This is a genomic window from Paenibacillus cymbidii, from assembly GCF_004764705.1.
Classification (GTDB): Bacteria; Bacillota; Bacilli; order Paenibacillales; family NBRC-103111; genus Paenibacillus_AN; species Paenibacillus_AN cymbidii.
Genome location: NZ_SHLX01000015.1, coordinates 134,869 through 154,692, shown reverse-complemented (window position 1 = coordinate 154,692; position 19,824 = coordinate 134,869). Strand labels below are relative to the sequence as shown.

General features: G+C 60.6%; 16 protein-coding genes. 14 read left to right on the top strand and 2 right to left on the bottom strand.

Annotated features, from left to right (window positions below):
* The first annotated feature begins 3 nt into the window (after window positions 1-3).
* From EXY20_RS20910 to EXY20_RS20900, 3 genes are read left to right on the top strand one after another with little or no spacing between them, the layout of a single operon-like run.
* Window positions 4-1,089 (top strand): sialidase family protein, encoded by a 1,086-nt coding sequence (locus tag EXY20_RS20910; RefSeq protein ID WP_167859395.1) that lies wholly within the window; start codon window positions 4-6, stop codon window positions 1,087-1,089.
* Between the two features lie 41 nt (window positions 1,090-1,130).
* Window positions 1,131-2,222: a sialidase family protein gene (locus EXY20_RS20905; protein ID WP_135554044.1), complete on the top strand. Its 1,092-nt coding sequence runs from the start codon at window positions 1,131-1,133 to the stop codon at window positions 2,220-2,222.
* 36 nt (window positions 2,223-2,258) lie between these two features.
* Entirely contained in the window at window positions 2,259-4,682 is a 2,424-nt protein-coding gene (locus EXY20_RS20900; protein WP_135554043.1) for a DUF4855 domain-containing protein, read from the top strand.
* A 990-nt stretch (window positions 4,683-5,672) separates the two neighbouring features.
* Here the strand turns inward: EXY20_RS20900 and EXY20_RS20895 are convergent.
* Window positions 5,673-6,548 carry an aminoglycoside 6-adenylyltransferase gene (locus tag EXY20_RS20895; RefSeq protein ID WP_135554107.1) on the bottom strand — a complete coding sequence of 292 codons (876 nt, stop codon included), beginning with the start codon at window positions 6,546-6,548 and terminating at the stop codon, window positions 5,673-5,675.
* 277 nt (window positions 6,549-6,825) lie between these two features.
* On the opposite strand from EXY20_RS20895, the gene EXY20_RS20890 reads away from it, so the two are divergent.
* The 11 genes from EXY20_RS20890 to EXY20_RS20840 all read left to right on the top strand — a co-directional run bounded on the left by EXY20_RS20890 (window position 6,826) and on the right by EXY20_RS20840 (window position 18,727).
* Complete coding sequence (locus EXY20_RS20890) at window positions 6,826-7,974, top strand: glycosyltransferase family 4 protein (RefSeq protein ID WP_135554042.1); 1,149 nt, start codon at window positions 6,826-6,828, stop codon at window positions 7,972-7,974.
* Window positions 7,975-8,006: 32 nt separating this feature from the next.
* Window positions 8,007-8,762, top strand: coding sequence for a YheC/YheD family protein (locus EXY20_RS20885; protein ID WP_135554041.1), 756 nt, complete (start codon window positions 8,007-8,009; stop codon window positions 8,760-8,762).
* A 170-nt stretch (window positions 8,763-8,932) separates the two neighbouring features.
* Window positions 8,933-9,850: a Gfo/Idh/MocA family protein gene (locus EXY20_RS20880; RefSeq protein WP_135554040.1), complete on the top strand. Its 918-nt coding sequence runs from the start codon at window positions 8,933-8,935 to the stop codon at window positions 9,848-9,850.
* A gap of 12 nt (window positions 9,851-9,862) precedes the next feature.
* Window positions 9,863-11,179: an enolase-like domain-containing protein gene (locus EXY20_RS20875; RefSeq protein WP_135554039.1), complete on the top strand. Its 1,317-nt coding sequence runs from the start codon at window positions 9,863-9,865 to the stop codon at window positions 11,177-11,179.
* Window positions 11,176-12,471 carry an enolase-like domain-containing protein gene (locus EXY20_RS20870; protein WP_135554038.1) on the top strand — a complete coding sequence of 432 codons (1,296 nt, stop codon included), beginning with the start codon at window positions 11,176-11,178 and terminating at the stop codon, window positions 12,469-12,471. Before EXY20_RS20875 ends, EXY20_RS20870 begins: the two co-directional genes overlap by 4 nt.
* Window positions 12,472-12,485: 14 nt before the next feature.
* Window positions 12,486-13,313, top strand: a complete 828-nt coding sequence (locus EXY20_RS20865; RefSeq protein WP_167859394.1) for a helix-turn-helix transcriptional regulator — start codon at window positions 12,486-12,488, stop codon at window positions 13,311-13,313.
* 114 nt (window positions 13,314-13,427) lie between these two features.
* Window positions 13,428-14,483, top strand: coding sequence for a LacI family DNA-binding transcriptional regulator (locus EXY20_RS20860; protein ID WP_268966425.1), 1,056 nt, complete (start codon window positions 13,428-13,430; stop codon window positions 14,481-14,483).
* A gap of 119 nt (window positions 14,484-14,602) precedes the next feature.
* Window positions 14,603-15,766 (top strand): Gfo/Idh/MocA family protein, encoded by a 1,164-nt coding sequence (locus EXY20_RS20855; protein WP_135554035.1) that lies wholly within the window; start codon window positions 14,603-14,605, stop codon window positions 15,764-15,766.
* Window positions 15,767-15,801: 35 nt separating this feature from the next.
* On the top strand, window positions 15,802-16,527 hold the full coding sequence (locus EXY20_RS20850) for a ThuA domain-containing protein (RefSeq protein ID WP_135554034.1): 726 nt from the start codon (window positions 15,802-15,804) through the stop codon (window positions 16,525-16,527).
* A gap of 63 nt (window positions 16,528-16,590) precedes the next feature.
* Window positions 16,591-17,694, top strand: a complete 1,104-nt coding sequence (locus EXY20_RS20845) for a Gfo/Idh/MocA family protein (protein ID WP_135554033.1) — start codon at window positions 16,591-16,593, stop codon at window positions 17,692-17,694.
* Window positions 17,695-18,277: 583 nt separating this feature from the next.
* Window positions 18,278-18,727 carry a hypothetical protein gene (locus tag EXY20_RS20840; RefSeq protein WP_135554032.1) on the top strand — a complete coding sequence of 150 codons (450 nt, stop codon included), beginning with the start codon at window positions 18,278-18,280 and terminating at the stop codon, window positions 18,725-18,727.
* A gap of 119 nt (window positions 18,728-18,846) precedes the next feature.
* On the opposite strand, the gene EXY20_RS20835 is transcribed toward EXY20_RS20840, so the two are convergent.
* Window positions 18,847-19,809 carry a TIGR03943 family putative permease subunit gene (locus EXY20_RS20835; RefSeq protein WP_135554031.1) on the bottom strand — a complete coding sequence of 321 codons (963 nt, stop codon included), beginning with the start codon at window positions 19,807-19,809 and terminating at the stop codon, window positions 18,847-18,849.
* Between the last annotated feature and the right edge of the window lie 15 nt (window positions 19,810-19,824).

Sequence of the window (19,824 nt, the reverse complement as noted above, 5' to 3'; positions counted from 1 at the left end):
ATGATGACGCGTACAGGCCAAGTAGTGCTGGAGCTGCCGCCGACGGCGGGAAATCCGCGCAACAGCGAGGGAGCGTTTCTCGATTTGCAAGACGGTCGGCTCGCGTTTCTGTACAGCAAGTTTACCGGCGAGTCGTGGGAGGATTGGGCGTATTCGAAAATTGCCGCGCGGTACTCGGCCGACGGCGGGGCCACGTGGTCGGAAGACGAGGACGTCGTGCTGCCCGAGGAGCATGGCGCCGCCGCCAACGTGATGAGCGTCAGCCTGATGCGGCTCGGGAACGGCGATATCGGGCTGTTCTACCTCGTCCGATACGGCTGGCACGATACGCGCCTGTGCGTCAGGCGTTCGGGCGACGAAGGGCGCACCTGGGGCGCGCCGACGGTCTGCATGTCCGGCCCGGGCTACTACAACGTCAACAACGACCGGGTCGTCCGCCTGTCGACGGGGCGGCTCGTTGCGCCGGCCTGCTACTTCCGCATGCGCGGGGAAAACGTGCGCGATCCGGCGTCGTTCGACTGCCGGGCGTACCTGGCGTTTTATTTGTCCGACGACGACGGCCGGTCATGGCGGGAAGCGCGTTCGGTGTACACGCTGCAGGCGCCGCGATTCGTTTCGGGACTCGACGAGCCGGGCGTCGTCGAGCTGGCGAACGGCACGCTGTGGGCATGGTGCCGGACGGAGACGGGCACGCAATACGAAACGTTCTCGCCCGACGGCGGGGACAACTGGAGCGTTCCCGTGCCGTCGGTGTTTACGTCCCCGAGCTCGCCGCTGTCGATGAAGCGCGTGCCGGGCAGCGGCCGGCTGCTCGCCGTCTGGAACCCGGTGCCGAAATACCAGACGAAGCCGTTTACGTATGCGAACTGGGGCCGCTCGCCGCTGGTGGCGGCGACAAGCGACGACGAAGGCGCGACCTGGGAACGGTTTCTGACGATCGAAGACGACGAGAACGCCGGATTTTGCTACACCGCCATCCATTTTACGGCCGATGCCGTACTGCTCGCCTATTGCGCCGGAGGCGCCGCCGACGGTGTTTGCCACGCCAGGCTGCGATTGCGCAGCATTCCGCTGGCGGATCTTCCCTGAACCATTTCGCGCGCGCTGCGCGCCAAGCCAAGGAGCTTCCTATGCACAAGTTGGGACAACGAATCATGGATTTGCCGCCGGCCGAAGGGAACCCGCGCAACAGCGAAGGAGCTTTCCTCGACTTGTCCGGCGGCCGGCTGCTGTTCGTATACAGCAAGTTTACGGGAACGTCGTGGGACGATGCGGCCGATTCCGTCATCGTCAAACGGGTTTCGGAGGACGGCGGAGCGACCTGGTCGGACGATGAAGTCGTGGTGGGCCGGGACGAGCACAGCGGCGCGCCGAACAAAATGAGCGCCAGCCTGCTGCGGATGAACGACGGCGGCATCGGCCTGATTTATTTGGTGCGCGAGAGTGTTTTTATGCACGCCTACCTGCGCCGCTCGGCCGACGAAGGCCGCACGTGGAGCGCTCCCGTCCGCTGCATGCCGAGCCAGGGCCATTATTGCGTGAACAACGACCGGGTCGTGCGCCTGTCGAGCGGCCGGCTGATCATGCCGTGCGAATACAGCCTGATGCCGTTCGTCGAGTTCGGCGAAGTGCGGCCGGTCAATTTGCGCTCGATTCTGCTGTTTTATTTGTCCGACGACGACGGGGCGACCTGGCGGGAATCGAAAACGTTCTATACGCTGCACATTCCGCGCATCCACTGGGGGCTGGAGGAACCCGGCGTCGTCGAGCTGAAGGACGGCACGCTCTGGGCGTGGGCGCGCACGCATGCCGGCTACCAGTACGAGACGTTTTCGACGGATGGCGGCGACAACTGGAGCATGCCCGTGCCGTCGGCGTTTACGTCCCCGAATTCGCCGCTGTCGATGAAGCGCATTCCCGGACGCGATTGCCTGCTGGCCGTGTGGAACCCGATCCCCAATTACCAGACGCGCCGGGTGTCCTGGCACAACGCCGGACGAACGCCGCTCGTCGGCGCGGTCAGCCGGGACGAAGGCAAGACGTGGGAGCGGTTTTTTACGATCGAGGACGATGAGGACGCGGGTTATTGTTATACGGCCATCCATCCGGCGGGCGACGCCGTGCTGCTCGCCTACTGCGCCGGCAATGCGGACGACGGCGTCTGCCATGCCAGGCTCAGGCTGAAGCGGATCGAAATGGCCGATGTATTTGCCGACAATTGACTTTTGACTTTTTACTTTTGATGGAGGGGATCGCCGATGAAAAAAACGTTGTTTGCGCTGCTGCTCGGCGCGTTGTTCGGTTTGCTCGGCCTCTGCGCGTCCGCAAGCGCCGCTTATTTGCCGGAAGGGGACGGGAATGCGGCAGGAGTCGACAACATCGCCATGATCTATTACGGCAGCTACGACACCGCAAACTATGACGGCAGGCAGATCGGCAAATGGGACGCGGGCGAGTTTATGCCGTATGTCGGCCATCTGGACGACCAGGGCAAACCGGACGACACGTTCTTCGACAGCTTCCTGTTCCTCTCGCTGTACACGCCTTACGGCGGTTCGTTGCAGAAAGACCCGCGGGAGACGCCGGTGCCGAGCACGAAGCTCGATTGGCAATGGCTGATCGACGAACTGTTCCGGCAAAGCGAGCAGTTGGATGCGCTGGACAACGCGGTTGACCGGATCGGAGCGCAGCTTGACGAAGCCAACAAGACGGTCGGCGTGTTTGCGATGATCCCGTTTCCCGATGCCCGCAGCACGGCGTTCGGCGACATTACCGGCGACGGCGTCGCGGACAGCCTCGCGTCGCTGGCCAATCGCAACCGTGCCGTGGAATGGTACGTGGACGAAATCGCCGGCCGGTTCGCGCAGGCAAACTACCGGCATCTGGAGTTGAAAGGCTTCTACTGGCTGCAGGAAGACGCCGACACGAGCGATGCCGACGAGCTGGCGAATATCGCGCATACGGTCCAATACGTGCATAACGGCGGCTACAAGCTCGGCTGGTTTCCGTTCGGGGCGTCGCCGAACCGGGACAAGGGCGCGCTGCTCGGTTTTGATTTTACGCTGATGCAGCCGAACCACTTTTTCTCCGCCTATTCGACGATCGACTGGGTGCGCAATACCGCGCAGACGGCGCAGCTTGCCGGGGAAGGCATCGAGTTCGAGTTTGACCAGCGCGCGCTCGAATTTCCGTTTTACCGCGAGAAATGGAACGACTATTTGATCGGCGGGGCGAAATACGGCTATGCGAAAGACGTGCTGCTTTCGTATTACCAGGACGTCAAGGGAGTTTACGACCTGTACCACGACGATACTCCGGCCGGAAGAGCGATGTACGACGAGCTGTACCGCTTCGTAAAAGGCGTCTATGTCGCGCCGGTCGGCGGCTTGCGCGGGCGGGTCGTCGATGCGGCCGGCAACCCGATTGCCGGTGCGGTCATTACGACCGATACGCCGCACATCGAAACGACCGACAAGTACGGCAAGTTCCGCTTCGACGGGCTGTATGCCGTACACACGCCGTTTACGGTGCGCAAGGCCGGGTATCAGGATTTGACGGTCGATATCAAAATCGAGGAAGGCCAAACGCTCTACAAGGATTTGATCCTGGCGGAGCAGGCGGTGGAGGGGCCGGGCGATACGAAGCTGACGCTGGCCGATTTTGAAGGCGGTTCGCTGACGGTGACGGCCGACGATTCGAGCCGGTTGTCGCTGAACACGAATGCGGCTTTCGTTCGAACCGGGGCACAATCGCTGAAGGTCGATTTTACGACGGAGTTCCAGAACTTCCGCGTATTCCTGAACGCAACGTCGGCCGGGGGCAGCACTTATTCGGCAACGGACTGGTCGGGCTACGATTCCGTTTCGGCCGCCGTGTACAATCCGTCGAACGAAACGCAGTACGTCACGCTCGGGTTTTTCGACGATTTGATGAGCTACCTGCGTTACTTCGACCGGCGTTTCGAGCTTGCTCCGCATAGCTGGACGAACGTGGAAGTGCCGATTGCGGACATGGCCCAAGGGTCGAGCTTCAACATTCACGACGTGCGGAGCATGCAAATTTTGCAAAACATCAACCCGCCGTTCAAGCTGCCGAATACGCTGTACGTCGACAATGTGCGGCTGGTCAAATATGCCGCACGGGAGCCTGTCGCCGATTACGCGTGGGATGTATCGGCCGCAAGGCGCACGCTGGACGTCGGCCAGACGGCGCAGCTGGTTGTGAAGGATCGCAACCATCCGGCTACTGTCGTCGACACGCAGTACCGGAGCATGAATCCGGACGTGCTGACGATTGCGCCGAACGGGGTGGCGGTTGCGCATAAGCCCGGCAAAGCCGTCGTCCGGGCGCTCGCGGGCGGCGTCGAAGTCGAATCGCTTGTCGTCGAGGTGTCGCCATGGACAGTGACCCGGCTGGTGGCGCAGCGATCGCTGCTGGAAGTCGGCGACAGCTCGGCGGTATCGCTCAAGGCGCGTTTCGCGAACGGCTTCCATGTGCCGTACGATAACGCCGCCATCGACTGGCGCGTGAACGGGAGCGCCGTTCAGTTAACGCCGCCGGATCCGGAGCAGCCGAACAAAATCGGCTTCCAGGCGGTGCACGCCGGCGAAGCGACCCTAACGGCCACCTTTACATTCAACGGCAAAACGGTGTGGCAGCGGCTGCAGGTGAAGGTGCGGTAGCGCTAAGTGTGGGAGCCGATACGGGAAAAGGGTGCTGAGCCGCTGATCAGGCGGGAAAGCGAGAGCGGCGGGGGCCGATCGGCCCGCTTTGGGGCTGGGGAGAAAATAGGCCATAAAAAGGCTTTATTAGCTGATTTTTACCCCGTTGGTAGAAAATAGCCAGTGAAAACACTGGCTATTGGGGCCAAACAGCCCAAATCGGGGCAGATTTACACGAATAGCCAGTGAAAACACTGGCTATTTCCTGGCGACAGCCCATTTTTGACGAAATAGGCCACAATAGATGGCCTATTTCGTCATCCCCTCCGGTTCGACACTAATCTGACCACCAGAACTATTTTATATGTTTACACTTTAACTCGGTTCAAACGGCTGTTTGGGGCAGTTTAACAGTAAAATGTACTTAACCTATGTAATTTTCCAGTATTTATAAATTCCCCCTCCCCAAGACATCCGTCTTCGCACCATAAGCAACCACACGTATACACTAATCCTCTTCTCTGACGGTTTTCTTATGTCTTTGGCATGAATATCCGTATCATTAGTAGTCAGAGAAATAAGGCTGAAATCAGCTTTACAGCTGCGTTTGGGCGAGTGGAGCTCGAAATAAGGCTGAAATCAGCCTTGCAGCTGCTCTTCGGCGAGTGGAGCTCGAAATAAGGCTAAAAACAGCCTTACAGCAGCGTTCCGACGAGTGGAGCTCGAAATAAGGCTGAAATCAGCCTAACAGACCCCCATGCCGCCGGGGCGGCACCACAGTGGAGTGAAATGTATTTCCAGGGTAGCGGTCCAGGAATGATGACATTTCCTCAATTTGGAAATATCGGCCGAACTCTCGCTCTCACAAGATCGCTGCAGCGCAGGAAACCTGCGCTAAACGCGCCGCCCGAGGCCGCGGCGGAAGCTGCAGCGCAGAAAACCTGCGCTAAACGCACCCCGCGAGGCCGCAGGCTATCCCTTCCGTACCATAGCAGCGCCACCGCCGCCGCTTTACTCATACATGCGCTCCGCGTCGCGGGGCAGCCCGCGCACATGCTGCAGATGCGCCGTCACGCGGCGGTCGTCCTCGAAAGGGTATTCGAAGCCGAAGTATGCGGCCACTTCAGCCGCCGTTTCGCGGAACAAGCCGCACATCGCGAACAACGCGTCCCACATCCGCTCGTAATCGGCATCCGCGTACGTGAGCACGAACGTTTGCCACAAGCGCGGCTCCAGGCGCCGCTCGAAATATTTGCCCAGCTTGCCGGGACTGGCCGTGAAGCCGGAGCGTACGCCGATGTGCCATTCCAGCATGCGCATCAGCGCTTCCCGCACCGGATGATCGGTCATGTACTTGGCATACGACAGCTCGCGCCGCCACAGCCCTTTGGCAACGTAGGCGCTGACCCACCAAAATTCGTTGCAGCAGCCCGCAAACTGCTCCGCGCCCGGCGGCGCCGTGGCGTAATCGCTGCCGTTGGGCGGCGGCAGCTCCGGCAGCAGGCCCGCCTTGTCCAGCAGCACGACGCTCAGGCTGCCGTGCCGCAAGCCGTCCGTGCGGTGCGCCGCATAGAACGTCAGGTCGATGCGGTTGCCGTCGGCAAACTGCAGCAAAAACGTAAATTTGTGGTCGAGGCTTGGCCACTGTCCGCCCTCCATCACGTCCGGCGTCTGCATGATCATGATTTCGCCGAACGTTTTGATCCACGCGCGATTGTCCACGTATGCCGCCACCTGGTCGACGAAATAAACGATATCGTAATCTTGGAACGTGTCGCGCGGCGCGTCCGGGTCAACCCGCGAGCCGTTCATTACGACGGCGCGAACGTCATCTCGTTCCTTGGCGAAGCCTACGATCAAATCGAGCATCTGTTGTTCTGTCCTCATCCTCATGTATGGCACCTCCGCAGGCGATTCGCTTTTCTGATAAGAGCACTTTCTCTTCTTCTACTTTACCACATTCACCCAACCCAATCGCTGTGCAAGCGCATAGGATGTGTTGGTTGAGAAAACCTCTATCGAGGCATTTCGAAGATGAGCGACCGCGGTTAGAGGTAGGTTTTATCGCCAAATAGGATTTGACATTTCTGCTTCGCCCGGAAACTTATAAATTCTATTGTGGTAAGGAAACCGACCGCAGTCCAATCCGAGGAGTGTAGCCGGCATGCACATCGCCATGATCGCGCCCGAACAAATTCCCGTTCCTCCGCTCGGCGGGGGTTCGGTCGAAATATGCATGCTGGCGATCGCCGAACGGCTTGCCGGCGGGCATCGCGTGACGCTCATCAGCCGCCGCCATCCGCGTTATCCGCGGATCAGCCGACACGGCAATTTGACGATTGTCCGCGTGGCCGGCCGCAAGCCGGCAACCTATATCGCAAGCGCCGCCCGCTATTTGCAGGAACATCCCGCCGACTGGATTCAGATCGACAACCGCCCGCGCTACGTACCGTTCATCCGGAACCGCCTCGGCGCAACGCCGGTGTCGTTGTTCCTGCATTCGCTTACGTACGTGTCCCGGCCGATGATCGTGCCGTTGCTCGCGTCCTCCTGCATGGCGTCCGCCGACTTGATCGTCGTCAACAGCATGTCGCTTGGCGCGCGGCTGCAAGAGCGATTTCCCCAATTCGCCGAGGTGATCCGCAAGGTCCACCTTGGCGTCGATTTGGATCGTTTCGCCCCGCCGACGCCGCAGCAGAAAACGAAACTGCAGGAAGCGTACGGCGTACGGGGGCGGTTCGTCGTCGCTTTCGCCGGACGGCTCATCCCGCGCAAAGGCATTCCCGTACTGCTGCGCGCGTTCCGCCAAGTCAAACTTGTTGTGCCGTCCGCCCGGCTGCTTGTGGCAGGCGGGGCGCAGCAGCGCGGCTACAAAACGCGGCTCGTGCGTCTGGCCCGAAAGCTGCGCCTGGGTCCGGGCGTACGGTTCGTCGGCGTCGTGCCGCACGGCCGCATGCACCGGGTGTACCGGGCGGCGGATTGTTTTGTTTGCCCGTCCCAGAAGCACGAGGCATTCGGCCTGGTGAACGTGGAGGCGATGGCGTGCGGCATTCCGTGCGTGGCGTCGGACAACGGCGGTATCCGCGAAATTGTCGTTCACGATCGAAACGGCTGTTTGATTGAGGAGTATGCGAAGCCGGACCGTTTTGCGGCGACGCTGGTCCGGCTGGCGACCGACCGCCAGTGGCGGGAGCAGTTGGGAGCGCAAGCGAGAGAAGACGCGGCGGCGCTGTTCGATTGGCAGCAAACGGCCGATCGGTTGGCCGCGTTGTACGAGAGCCATCTGGCGCAGCGGATGACGCAGGCGACGTAAAAGCGACAACGTATAGAGAGGCGGAAAGCGAAATGAGTTCGAGGTATATCGGAAGCAAGTGGAAAAAAACCGCGGCGCTGCTGCATGCAAAGGAAATCGCAAGCTATGTGCCGAACACGAAGCGGCTGACACGGTCGTCGCTGGAAAAGATGCTGCACGAATACGGCATGGTGTACGTCAAGCCGGATGTAGGCACGTTCGGCCAGGGCGTTATGCGGGTTGAGCGCAGGACGGGTGCATCCGGGGAGTTGTATCGCTATCAAATCGGCACGAAAGCGCGCGAGTTCACCCGATTCGACGATCTGTTCCGCAGCCTGCTGCAGCGCACGCGCGGAAGAAGCTACCTGGTGCAAAAAGGCATCCAACTGCTCAAATACAACGGCCGCAGGTTCGACGTCCGCGTCATGGTGCAGCACGATCCGCACAAAAATTGGGAAACGACGGCGTTGATCGGCCGCGTCGCCGCGCCGCGCAAAGTGGTGACCAACTATCATAGCGGCGGAACCCCGATGCCGGTCGACACGCTGCTTGCGCCGCACCTCGGCCGGGTGAACCGGCAATTGCTCATCCAGGAGATGAGGACGATGGGCAAACAGGTGGCCAGGCGGCTGCAGGCGTCGTTCCCCGGCATCCGCGAGATCGGCATCGACGTCGGCGTCGATCACACGTTCCGGCCATGGATTTTCGAAGTCAACACGAAGCCCGATCCGTACATTTTCCGTCACCTGCCCGATAAACGGATTGTGCGCAAGGTGATTCGTTACGCCAAGGCGTACGGCAGGCTGTAGTGTAAAAAGGTGCAAGTTGCAACAATACTGTTATCCGATAAGCAATCGGGCAAAATGGATGGAATTCGATAAGTAGACGCAAGTCCGGTATGGTATACTGGGGGCGAAAGTCAAACCGGCCGGGCTCTTGCGCCGCCGCACTACTGATAGCTTATCGGAGGAGATCCAACATGACGAAACGAATGACCATCGGCCTGATCGGGCTCGATACCTCGCATGTCACCGCATTTGCCGAATTGCTCAACAACCCGGACAACCCGCATCACGTTCCCGGCGGTACGGTAACCGCCGCGTTTCCGGGCGGATCGCCGGACCTGTTCGTCAGCCACAGCCGCGTCGAAGGATTTACGAACGACCTGCGGGACAAATACGGCGTCGCCATCAAAGGTTCGGTCGAAGCGGTGGCGGAAGCGGTCGACGCGATCATGATCGAGTCGGTCGACGGGCGGGTGCACCTCGATTATTTCCGCCGCGTTGCGCCTTACGGCAAGCCGGTATTCATCGATAAGCCGATGGTGCTCAGTTCGGCGGACGCGCGGGAGCTGGCGGCGATCGCCAAACAATACAATGTGCCGGTGATGAGCTCCTCGTCGCTGCGCTATTCGGAAGCGCTGCTGAACGGGCTGGCCGAAGCGGACAAAGGGGCCGTCACCGGCGCAGAAGCCTACACGCCAATGTCGCTTGAACCGACGAACCCGGGCTACTACTTCTACGGCATTCACGGCGTCGAAACGCTGTACGCGATTTACGGGCCGGGCTGTCAGCACGTCAGCGCCGTTACCGCCGATGGCGGCGACATTGTCGTTGGCGTATGGAAGGACGGCCGGGTCGGCACCGTGCGCGGCAATCATAAGGAAGGCAAGGGCACAGGCGGCTACGGCGCCGTCTTGTACCGCGAGAAAGGCGTGCAAGCGATCAACGCCTACTTGCCGGAGATGAAGCCGTTTTACGCCAGCCTGCTCGAGCAGGTGATGACGCTGTTCCAGACCGGCGTATCGCCGCTTGCGTTCGATGAAACCATTGAAATCATGCGATTTATCGAAGCCGCCAACGAAAGCCGCGAAACCGGCAATCGCGTCGCGTTGTAGGAGGTGCGGCCCATGATGCGAATCATTAGCGCCGCGCAAGGAGTCGAACGGGAGCCGCTTGCGGCTCCGTTCGGTTTTAAAGGCGGTTATTTGACCGAGCTGTGGCAATCCGTCGTCCGGTTGACCGGCGAGTCCGGGCGGCAAGCGACGGGACTCGGGGTGCAAAGCATTCTGTGGTCCGATCCGGACGTGTTCGCGGCGGTCGGGGAGCTTGCAGGCAACCGCTATATGCGCGAGATGACCCGGTTTGCGCTCGAAGAGGCGCGGCGGCTTGCATTTGCGACGCCGTTCGAGCTGCAGAACGAGCTGCTGCCTCGCGTCTACGCGTATGGCAAACAAGTGACCGGCAACGAGCGGCTGCGGCTCACATTTGCGCTGAACTCGCTGGTCGCCGTCGATCACGCCGCCTGGCTGCTGTATGCGGCGGAAACCGGCGCCGCGTCGTTCGACGCCATGCTGCCGGAAGCGTACCGCCCGGCGCTGGCGCATCGCCATACGGCGGTGGCGGGCATCCCGGTCGTCGCTTACGGCACGACCGAAGACGAACTGACGCGCATGCTGGACGCCGGCAGCTTCGTGCTCAAGATCAAAGTCGGCGCCGACCCGGACAAGGACGGCGACCCGGAGAAGATGCTCGAATGGGACAAGCGGCAGCTGTCGTTCGTGCACCGGGTGGCGGGCGAACGTACGACCGCTTATACGGCTAGCGGCCGCATCGCCTACTACATGGACGCGAACGGCCGCTACGACAGCATCGACCGGGTGGCGCGCCTGCTGGAGCATGCCGACCGGATCGGCGCGCTGGAGCGGATCGTGCTGTTCGAGGAGCCGTTCCCCGAGCAGCTCAAGCTGGACGTCAGCGGGTTGCCGGTAGCGATGGTCGGGGACGAAAGCGTGCATGACGAAGCCGACGCCATCGAACGAATTGCGCTGGGCTACCGCGCGTTTGCGCTGAAGCCGATCGCCAAAACGACAACCATGAGCCTGAAAATCGCCAAGCTGGCGCACGAGCGCGGCATCCCCTGTTTCTGCGCCGACTTGACAGTCAATCCGCTCATGGTAGACTGGAACAAAAACATGGCCGCCCGTCTGGCGCCGCTTCCGGGCTTCGCCATCGGCCTGCTGGAATCGAACGGCCCGCAGAACTACAGCCACTGGCAAACGATGCGGTCGTACCACCCGATGGGCGACGCGTCCTGGACACAAACCGGCGACGACGGCGTGTTCCGGCTGGACGGCGATTTCTACGCGCAGAGCGGCGGCGTGTTCCGGACCAGCGAGCATTATGACCGGGTAGCGGAATCGGGAGGAGCGGCAGTGCCGGAATGAGAATGACATTGGACGGAGCGGCGGCGGTGGAGCGCGAGCTGCTTGCCGCGCCGCTCGGGTTCAAGGGTGCATACTTGACCGAGCTGTGGCAGACGGTGGTAAGGCTGCGCGCGGGCGGCGCGGAAGGGATCGGGCTCGGCGTGCAAAGCGTGCTGTGGTCGGACGAGCGCGTATTCGCCGCTTACAGCGAGCTGCACGGCAATACGCTGATGCACCAGTTGACGAGACACGCGCTGCAATTGGCCGGCGGCCTGACGTTTCGCACGCCGCCGGAGCTGCTGGACGAGCTGTTCGCACCGGTGTACGCCTATGGCCGCAAGGTGGCGGGCGAAGCGCTGAAGCCGACATTTGCGCTGAGCGCGCTCGCCGCGATCGACCATGCGGCATGGATGCTGCACGCCGCCGCAACCGGCGCGCGCACATTCGACGCACTGCTTCCGGAAGAGGCTAAGCCTGCGCTGCAAGGCAGGCAGCGGGCGCTGGCATGCATGCCGCTGATCTCGTACGGCATGTCCGAGGACGCGATCGCCGCGCTGCTCCGCCAAGGGCATTACACGTACAAAATCAAGCTGGGCCACGACCCGGACCAGGACGGCGACCGGGATAAAATGCTTGCCTGGGACATGCGCCGACTGGCCGCGGTACATCGGCTGGCAACCGCCAGCGCAGGCAACGGCGAACTGGACGGCCGCATCGCCTACTATCTCGACGCCAACGGCAGATACGACAGCCGCGACCGGCTGCTGCGGCTGTTCGAGTACGCCGATCGGATCGGCGCGCTCGGCCATATCGTGCTGTTCGAAGAACCGTTCCCCGCGGAACGGTTCGATTCGGTAGCGGGTTTGCCGGTGCGGATGGCGGCCGACGAAAGCGTCGCGAGCGTGCAGTCGCTGCTGGATCGGATCGACCTCGGCTATACGGTTGTCGCCCTGATGCCCACCGCCAAAACGATGAGCGTCAGCCTGCGCATCGCCGCCGCCGCCCATGCCCGCGGCGTGGACGCCTATTGCAGCGACATGACCGCCAACCCGCTGCTTGCGGATTGGTGCAAAAATTTGGCCGCGCGCCTCCAGCCATTGTCCGGCTCGGCGGAGGGCGCAATGGAATCGAACGGCGCGCAGTTTTATTTGCATTGGGAACGGATGCGCGGGTACCATCCGCGCGGGGACGCGCCATGGACGGCAACCGGGAACGGCAGGTTCGTCCTGGACGAAGCGTTTTATGAAACGGGCGGAGGCATTTTCGATCGGGCCGCTCATTACGAAGAAGTCGTAAACGGCGGGCGGAAATGAAAGCGGAGGAACGGATGGGACAAAGCATGGTCCATCAGATGCGGCACCGGACGGCAATCGGGGATCGCGATGGCGAAAGTACGACGGGCGGTCAAGGTTGCACGCTCGTCTATTTGCATGCCGGCGAGTGCCGTTTCCGGTTCGGCTCTTCGGAGGAAGGTCGGCTGAAAGCCGGGGACCTGCTGGTCGGCGCGTCCGGCGAACCGCCGGCGCTGGAGGACGCGGCGGACGGCGGCGCAACATGCGTGCTTACGGTGCTTCGGCTCGCATTTTCCGTCGTGCAGCCGCTCTTGCGTTTGTTCGGCGCCGCGCGGATGCTGCAGCTGTTGTCCGGCCCCGGCGCGGCGGTCTTGCGTTTGACGGATCGCGACGCCCGGGAGGCGGAGGAGCTGCTGGCGCGGATCGCCAGCTACCGCCGGCTGCCGGAGGAGCGGCTGCAGACGGCCGTGATCGATTTGCTGCTCTTTGCGGGTGCGGCGCAGACGGAGGAGCCGGTTCCCGCCAAACGGAGGTACGTGGAGAAAGAAAAAATCGTTCACGACGTCATCGCTTATCTGGAAAGCCAGTATATGAACGAAGTGACGATGGACGCCTTGGCTGCCCGCATTCATTTGCATCCGACGCGGATGATGAAGCTGTTCAAGGAATTGACCGGCATGACGATTTTCCATTATTTGAACCAGTTCCGCATCAACCAGGCGAAGCTGCTGTTATATTTGAACAAGGAGCTTCCCGTGGCGGAAATCGGCGCGAGGGTCGGCTTCAAGCAGCCGTCGCACTTCAGCCGCAATTTCAAGGAAATCGTCGGGCTGACGCCGGAGCAATACCGCAAGCTTGGATAAGCGGACGCAAAAAGACGATTGACAAGGCGCCGTCCGAATGCGAAAATGTACGCGTGTACATAAAGATGGAACGAAGCCGGAACAAGTTGCGTCGAAACGCTGTCGTTCATCCGGCTGGAAAGGAGGAGACGTATGGGAACGAGAAAACAGGTGGCCGAAAGCGCGGGCGTATCCGAAGCGACAGTGTCGCGCGTATTCAACGGCGTCACGCCGATGAAGGAGTCGACCCGCCGGCGCGTGCTGGAAGCGGCCGAAGCGCTCGGGTATACGCCCAGCGTCATCGCCCAGCGGTTCGCCCGCGGCGTCAGCGGCACGATCGGCGTTGTGCTGCCTTATGTGCCGAAGGTGCATCTGTTCTCGACCTACTACTTTTCCGAAATATTGAGCGGGATCGGCGAGGCGGTTCGGGACAACGGACACGATCTGCTGCTGCTGTTCCGCTCGCCGAGCGAGGATACGGATTACGAGCCGCTCTACAAATCGCAGAAGGTTGACGGCTGCATCATGCTCGGCGCGTCGGATCGGCCGGACGAACGCAAGGCGCTGCAGGCGCTCGCCCGCAGCGGACACCCGTTCTGCCTCGTCAATCAGCATTACGAAGGCGAGCAATGGAACGAGGTGGACGCCGACCATGTCGACGGCAGCTACCGGCTCGTCAAGCATTTGCTCGCTTGCGGCCACCGCCGCATCGCTTTCCTGAATGGCCAGGCCGCCTATTCGAACAGCCGGGACCGGCTGAAAGGATACCGGCTCGCCCTGGCGGAAGCGGGCGTGGCCATCGACGAATCGCTGCTGCTCGAAGGCAATTACAGCCGCACCAGCGGGTTCGCCGCGGCGCGGTCGATTGCCGGCCTGCGGGGGGCCGTCGATGCGGTATTTGCCGGCAACGACCGGATGGCGATCGGGCTGATGCAAGGGCTGCGCGAGCTTGGCGTGAAGCCCGGCGTCGACATCGCCATTGCCGGATACGACGACTCCGATGCGTCGCGGTTGACGGACCCGCCGCTGACGACCGTTCACGTGCCTTTTTTCGAGATGGGCCGGATCGCCGCGGAGCGGCTGTTCGCCTGTACGGGCCGAACGGAGGAAGCGCTGCCCCCGGAGAAGCTGGCGACGGAGCTAATCGTCAGGCAATCGACGGCGCTGGCGCGGCCCCGCGAAGCGGATTGACGTTCCCGTCGACGATTGGCGAGCGATGGGCGACGAGCATGGCGCAGTGAGCATGGAGCCGACGGGCATCGACGCATGGAGCGAAGGAAAAACTCAGCGAATGGGAGGAGTATAACGACATGAAACAGTTGAACGTAGGCATGATCGGCTACAAATTTATGGGCAAGGCGCACAGCCAGGCGTATCGCGATGTCCCGATGTTTTTCCCGGATACGGCGGCGAAGCCGGTCATGAAACTGATTTGCGGCCGCGACAAGGCCGGCGTCGAACAGGCGGCCGGCCAGTTCGGCTGGGCGGAAAGCGTAACCGACTGGCGCGAGTTGGTCGCCCGCGACGATATCGACATCGTCGACATCAACGCGCCGAGCGACGCGCACAAGGAAATTGCGATCGCCGCAGCCAAGGCAGGCAAACATATTTTCTGCGAGAAGCCGCTTGCGCTGACATTGGCCGATTCGCGGGAAATGCTGGCGGCAGCAGAAGCTGCCGGCGTCAAACATATGGTCGGCTTCAACTATCGTTTTGCGCCGGCCGTTCGTTTGGCTCACAAACTGGTGAGCGAAGGCCGGCTCGGCCGGATTTATCATTTTCGCGCCTGGTTTCTGCAGGATTGGATCGTCGATCCGGAATTTCCGCTCGTCTGGCGGCTCGACAAGTCGATCGCCGGCTCCGGCTCGCACGGCGACCTGGGCGCTCATCTGATCGACCTGGCGCATTATTTGATCGGCGACATGACGGAAGTGATCGGCATGAACGAAACGTTCATCAAGGAGCGGCCGAAGCCGGCTTCGATGACCGGGCTCAGCGCCAAAGGCGGCAGCGGCGGGGAGAAAGGGCCGGTTACCGTCGACGACGCGACGCTGTTCATGGCCCGTTTCGCCGGCGGCGCGCTCGGCAGCTTCGAGGCGACGCGCTTCGCGCCCGGCCATCGCTGCACGAACTCGTTCGAAATCAACGGCAGCAAGGGCAGCGTCAAATTCGATTTTGAACGGATGAACGAACTGCAAGTGTATTTCACCGACGATGCGGACGATGTGCAAGGGTTCCGCCGCGTGCTGGCGACCGATCCGGCGCACGACTATGTCGGCGCCTGGTGGCCGCCGGGGCACACGATCGGCTACGGGCAGACGTTTACGCACGAAGTGGTGGAGTTGCTGAACGCGATCGGCGAAGATCGCCAGCCGGTGCCGAGCTTTGTCGACGGGGTCAAATGCCAGGCCGTGCTCGAAGCGGTCGACCGTTCGATCGAAGAGCGCCGCTGGGTTTCCATCGGCGATATGTGATAGCGCGCGGCGCGAAAAAGAGAGGAGCAACGAGGATGAAACAAGCGTTGATCGTATGGGGCGGATGGCTCGGCCATCAGCCGCAGGAAGTGGCGGACATTTTCCGCGTTGTGCTGGAGGAGGAAGGCTTTGCGGTCGAAGTGTCCGATACGCTCGACGCGTTTAACGACGTCGAGAAGCTGAAGGCGCTCGACCTGATCGTGCCGGTATGGACGATGAGCGGCGATTCGGCCAACAGCCAGATCGCGAACGTGTCGGCGGCGGTGCAGAGCGGCGTCGGTCTGGCCGGCTGCCACGGCGGCATGTGCGATTCGTTCCGCAACAACGTCGACTGGCAGTTCATGACCGGCGGGCAGTGGGTGGCCCATCCCGGCAACGACGGCGTCGAATATGTGGTGAACGTCAAACATACGACAAGCCCGATTATGGAAGGCATCGAAGATTTTACGGTGCGCAGCGAGCAATATTATTTGCACGTCGATCCGGCGGTCGAAGTGCTGGCGACGACACGGTTTCCGCTTGCGCCCGGGCCGCATTCGCTCAACAAGGCGGTCGACATGCCGGTGGTCTGGACGAAACGCTGGGGCGTCGGCCATGTGTTTTACTCGTCGCTGGGGCACCAGGCGGACATCGTCGACATGCCGCAAGCGAAGCTGATCATGCGCCGCGGCTTCCTGTGGGCCGCCGAAGGCAAACGGCGCGCCGTCCAGGCGGCGGCTGCGGCCGCAGGTTCGTATACGGGCATGGGCGACAGCAATTGATTTCGGCTTTCTTAGGGCAGCGGACCACAAACGATCGAATATGGAAAGGATATGGGGAACGATATGCGGAAATTGAAAGTGGGCATCGTCGGCTGCGGCAAAATCAGCGGCGCCTATATGAACAAAGCCACGTTTTTCGACTCCTATGAAATCGTCGCCTGCGCGGACCTGGACATGGACCGCGCCCGCGCGCAAGCGGCCGAATTCAAAATCGCCAAAGCCTGCACGGTGGAGGAACTGATCGCCGACCGCGAGATCGACCTTGTCGTCAACCTGACGATTCCGATTGCGCATGCCGACATTTGCCTGAAGGCGCTGAACGCCGGCAAACACGTGTATGTCGAGAAGCCGCTCGCGATCACCCGCGAGGAAGGCAAACAAATCGTCGATACGGCGAGGGCGAAAGGGCTGCTGGCCGGCTGCGCCCCCGATACGTTCCTCGGCGGCGGCGTGCAGACGTCGATCAAGCTGATCGACGACGGCTGGATCGGCGAGCCGAACGCTGCGACGGCGTTCATGATCGGCCGCGGCCACGAGAACTGGCATCCGGCGCCGGAGTTTTACTACAAGGCGGGCGGCGGTCCGATGTTCGACATGGGGCCGTACTATTTGACGGCACTGGTGGCGCTGCTTGGGCCGATCCGCGCAGTGACCGGCATGACGCGCATCACGTTCCCGGAGCGCACGATTCTGAGCCAGCCGCTCGCCGGGCAAAAAATCGTCGTCGACGTACCGACGCACGTGTCCGGCCTGATGGAGTTCCATAGCGGCGCCATCGGCACGATCATTACCAGCTTCGACGCATTCGGCGGCTCGGAGCTGCCGCGGATCGAAATTTACGGCAGCGAAGGCACGCTCAGCGTGCCGGACCCGAATACGTTCGGCGGACCGGTGCGCATTCGCCGCAAAGACGCGAAGGAGTGGACGGAGCTGCCGCTGACGCACGGCTTCACCGAAAACGGCCGCGGGCTCGGCGTCGCCGACATGGCGCACGCCGTGTTGTCCGGCCGCAAGCATCGTCCGAGCGCGGAGCTGGCGTATCACGTGCTCGAAGCGATGCACGGCTTCCATGACGCTTCCGACTCGCGCCGCCATTACGAAATGACGAGCACAGTCGAACGTCCGGCGCCGCTGCCGCTCGGCTTGTCCGCCCGCGCGCTGGACTAAGGCTCGCCGCAATGAAGCCCGCACAAGGCAGATGATTTTGTCGCTGCCGGTGTGGGCTTTTTGGCGTTGACGCGGGACTATTGTGCAAATAAGCCACTTTTTATAGCCTATTCCCCTCTTTTGCCCCTCTTCATCGAAAATAGCCAGCAAAAACACTGGCTATTCCGCTCAAACAGCCGCAAAATCGACGTTTTTGAAGAAATAACCAGTGATTTCACTGGCTATTTCTGCTCAACGGGTGTTTTATTGGGCAATAGCCAATAAAACAGGGCTTATTTTCGCTGCGGCGATTTGCGCAGCGGCAACTTCAAGCGGCAATCTCTTTTTGTACCTTCAAATCGACAAGGGTTCTGCACGATTTAACATAGAACGATAGTAGAGGAACGGAAACATTTGTCGATTTGCCTTTCATTATGCATGTTATTGTCGAAATAATAGGATTTTTATACTATGTATTATAATGATAATGATTACTATAATTTAGGATATTTACAACATAAAATTTGGTAGAGGAGGAGTCTGCAGGATTTTACATGTCTTGTTGTCATAGCAGGTTCATCACAATGAAATGAGGAGTGTGAACATGATGAGCATGAAATTTTTATTTGGAAAAAAAACAGCAGCATTTGCCTTGGCCTTAATGTTATTCCTTGTAAGCGCCAGCTCCGTTTTTGCCGCAGCCGTATTTGAAACGGAGCCGAACGATTCGGCAGTAACGGCCAACACGATGTCTATTGGCGATACCGCTCTTGGAAAATCAAGTTCTGCATCGGATCAAGACACTTTCGTTTTCACTACAGGAAACAACAGCACCATCAATGGTGTCTTTTACCCGACCAGCACTAGCGAAACGACCAATTATGTCCTTTTCATTTATGACGGCAATACAAACACATACGTGGTAAGCGAATCCATTCCGGCGGGAACGAATAAAAATTTTAGTTTTACGGGTACCATTGGACATGTTTATTACGCCATTATTGGCGGCGATCGGGCGAGTACTTATTATTACAACATGTTGATCTATCAATAAGCCGAAGTACGTAGTCCGTTCCTTAATGAGTGTAAAGAAAAAGCACCCTGACCGGTGCTTTTTTGCATGAAGCGAGGTGGCAGTCGGATTTTCTTTCATTCCAGATAAAAGTCGCTTGTTCACTCCAGCAAATATTGATAGTTCGGGTAAATGTAAGCCGATGCAGGCGCGGCGATTTTGCTGATCGATTCCGCGTGCAGCACCATGATTTCCTTGTGGTTGTAGGTTGTTTTGGCAATGGTGCCGGTGACGTTCACCCATGTGTCGTTCGCGAACGATTTGTTCATCGCCGATTCGATCATGACCCCGAACGGGGAGGCGTCCGCGGAGCAGCAGCTCATCGCCATCCGGCCGACGGCGAATTGATCGGGACTCATCAGCGATTCGCGATAGACGAAACCGCTGAGCTGCATTTTTTTGCCCACGAAGCGGTTGTCGTACAGGTCGACGGAAGACAACGTCTCCATGTAGCCGTCTTCCGGCACGACGATTCGGTCCAGGGCATACAGTTTCTTCGCCAGCCGCGCGTAATCCTCCGTGTATTTGTCCGCCGGGAACAGTTCGTCCAGATCTTGCGCGGACGGGTTGGCGGACGGCGCGGCGCCGGCTTCGGCGACCGGTACGGGGGAAGCGGAGGTTGGTTCGGCCGCCCGGCTGGCCGTACCGGACACCGCAGGCGCCGATGCCGGCTTGACGGCCGCCGACGCCGTCAGGTTCATCCCTTTGTTCGCGGCCGCAGCGCTTCCCAGCAGCGTGTCCGGCAGCAAAAAGCCGAGCAGCAGCGGAACGACGAACAAGCCGTACGTTACGAACTGCTGCAAGGCGGATCGCGAGTGAGGATGTTCGCAGCCGCATGCATCCGGCTCTTCCCAGGACGTCATGCGCCGCCACGCAACATAAATTTGATGCGCCGCCAGCACGAAGCAGGCGAGGGCGGCATATTTGACATAGGGCTGCATGCGGGGCGCGATAAAATAGTGCAGGTGGTCCGATCTCGTCAAGTAAACGATGTACCCGGTCAACGCCGCCAAAATCAGCGCTCGAAACCATTCCTGCGGACGCCGCTCGATTTGCCGATCCATGGAAACCTCTCCTTT

Excerpts from the sequence above, each read along its gene's own strand:
- EXY20_RS20910 (WP_167859395.1), top strand. The coding sequence starts at position 4 with ATGACGCGTACAGGCCAAGTAGTGCTGGAGCTGCCGCCGACGGCGGGA.
- EXY20_RS20905 (WP_135554044.1), top strand. The coding sequence starts at position 1,131 with ATGCACAAGTTGGGACAACGAATCATGGATTTGCCGCCGGCCGAAGGG.
- EXY20_RS20900 (WP_135554043.1), top strand. The coding sequence starts at position 2,259 with ATGAAAAAAACGTTGTTTGCGCTGCTGCTCGGCGCGTTGTTCGGTTTG.
- EXY20_RS20895 (WP_135554107.1), bottom strand. The coding sequence starts at position 6,548 with ATGAGGACAGAACAACAGATGCTCGATTTGATCGTAGGCTTCGCCAAG.
- EXY20_RS20890 (WP_135554042.1), top strand. The coding sequence starts at position 6,826 with ATGCACATCGCCATGATCGCGCCCGAACAAATTCCCGTTCCTCCGCTC.
- EXY20_RS20885 (WP_135554041.1), top strand. The coding sequence starts at position 8,007 with ATGAGTTCGAGGTATATCGGAAGCAAGTGGAAAAAAACCGCGGCGCTG.
- EXY20_RS20880 (WP_135554040.1), top strand. The coding sequence starts at position 8,933 with ATGACGAAACGAATGACCATCGGCCTGATCGGGCTCGATACCTCGCAT.
- EXY20_RS20875 (WP_135554039.1), top strand. The coding sequence starts at position 9,863 with ATGATGCGAATCATTAGCGCCGCGCAAGGAGTCGAACGGGAGCCGCTT.
- EXY20_RS20870 (WP_135554038.1), top strand. The coding sequence starts at position 11,176 with ATGAGAATGACATTGGACGGAGCGGCGGCGGTGGAGCGCGAGCTGCTT.
- EXY20_RS20865 (WP_167859394.1), top strand. The coding sequence starts at position 12,486 with ATGGGACAAAGCATGGTCCATCAGATGCGGCACCGGACGGCAATCGGG.
- EXY20_RS20855 (WP_135554035.1), top strand. The coding sequence starts at position 14,603 with ATGAAACAGTTGAACGTAGGCATGATCGGCTACAAATTTATGGGCAAG.
- EXY20_RS20850 (WP_135554034.1), top strand. The coding sequence starts at position 15,802 with ATGAAACAAGCGTTGATCGTATGGGGCGGATGGCTCGGCCATCAGCCG.
- EXY20_RS20845 (WP_135554033.1), top strand. The coding sequence starts at position 16,591 with ATGCGGAAATTGAAAGTGGGCATCGTCGGCTGCGGCAAAATCAGCGGC.
- EXY20_RS20840 (WP_135554032.1), top strand. The coding sequence starts at position 18,278 with ATGATGAGCATGAAATTTTTATTTGGAAAAAAAACAGCAGCATTTGCC.
- EXY20_RS20835 (WP_135554031.1), bottom strand. The coding sequence starts at position 19,809 with ATGGATCGGCAAATCGAGCGGCGTCCGCAGGAATGGTTTCGAGCGCTG.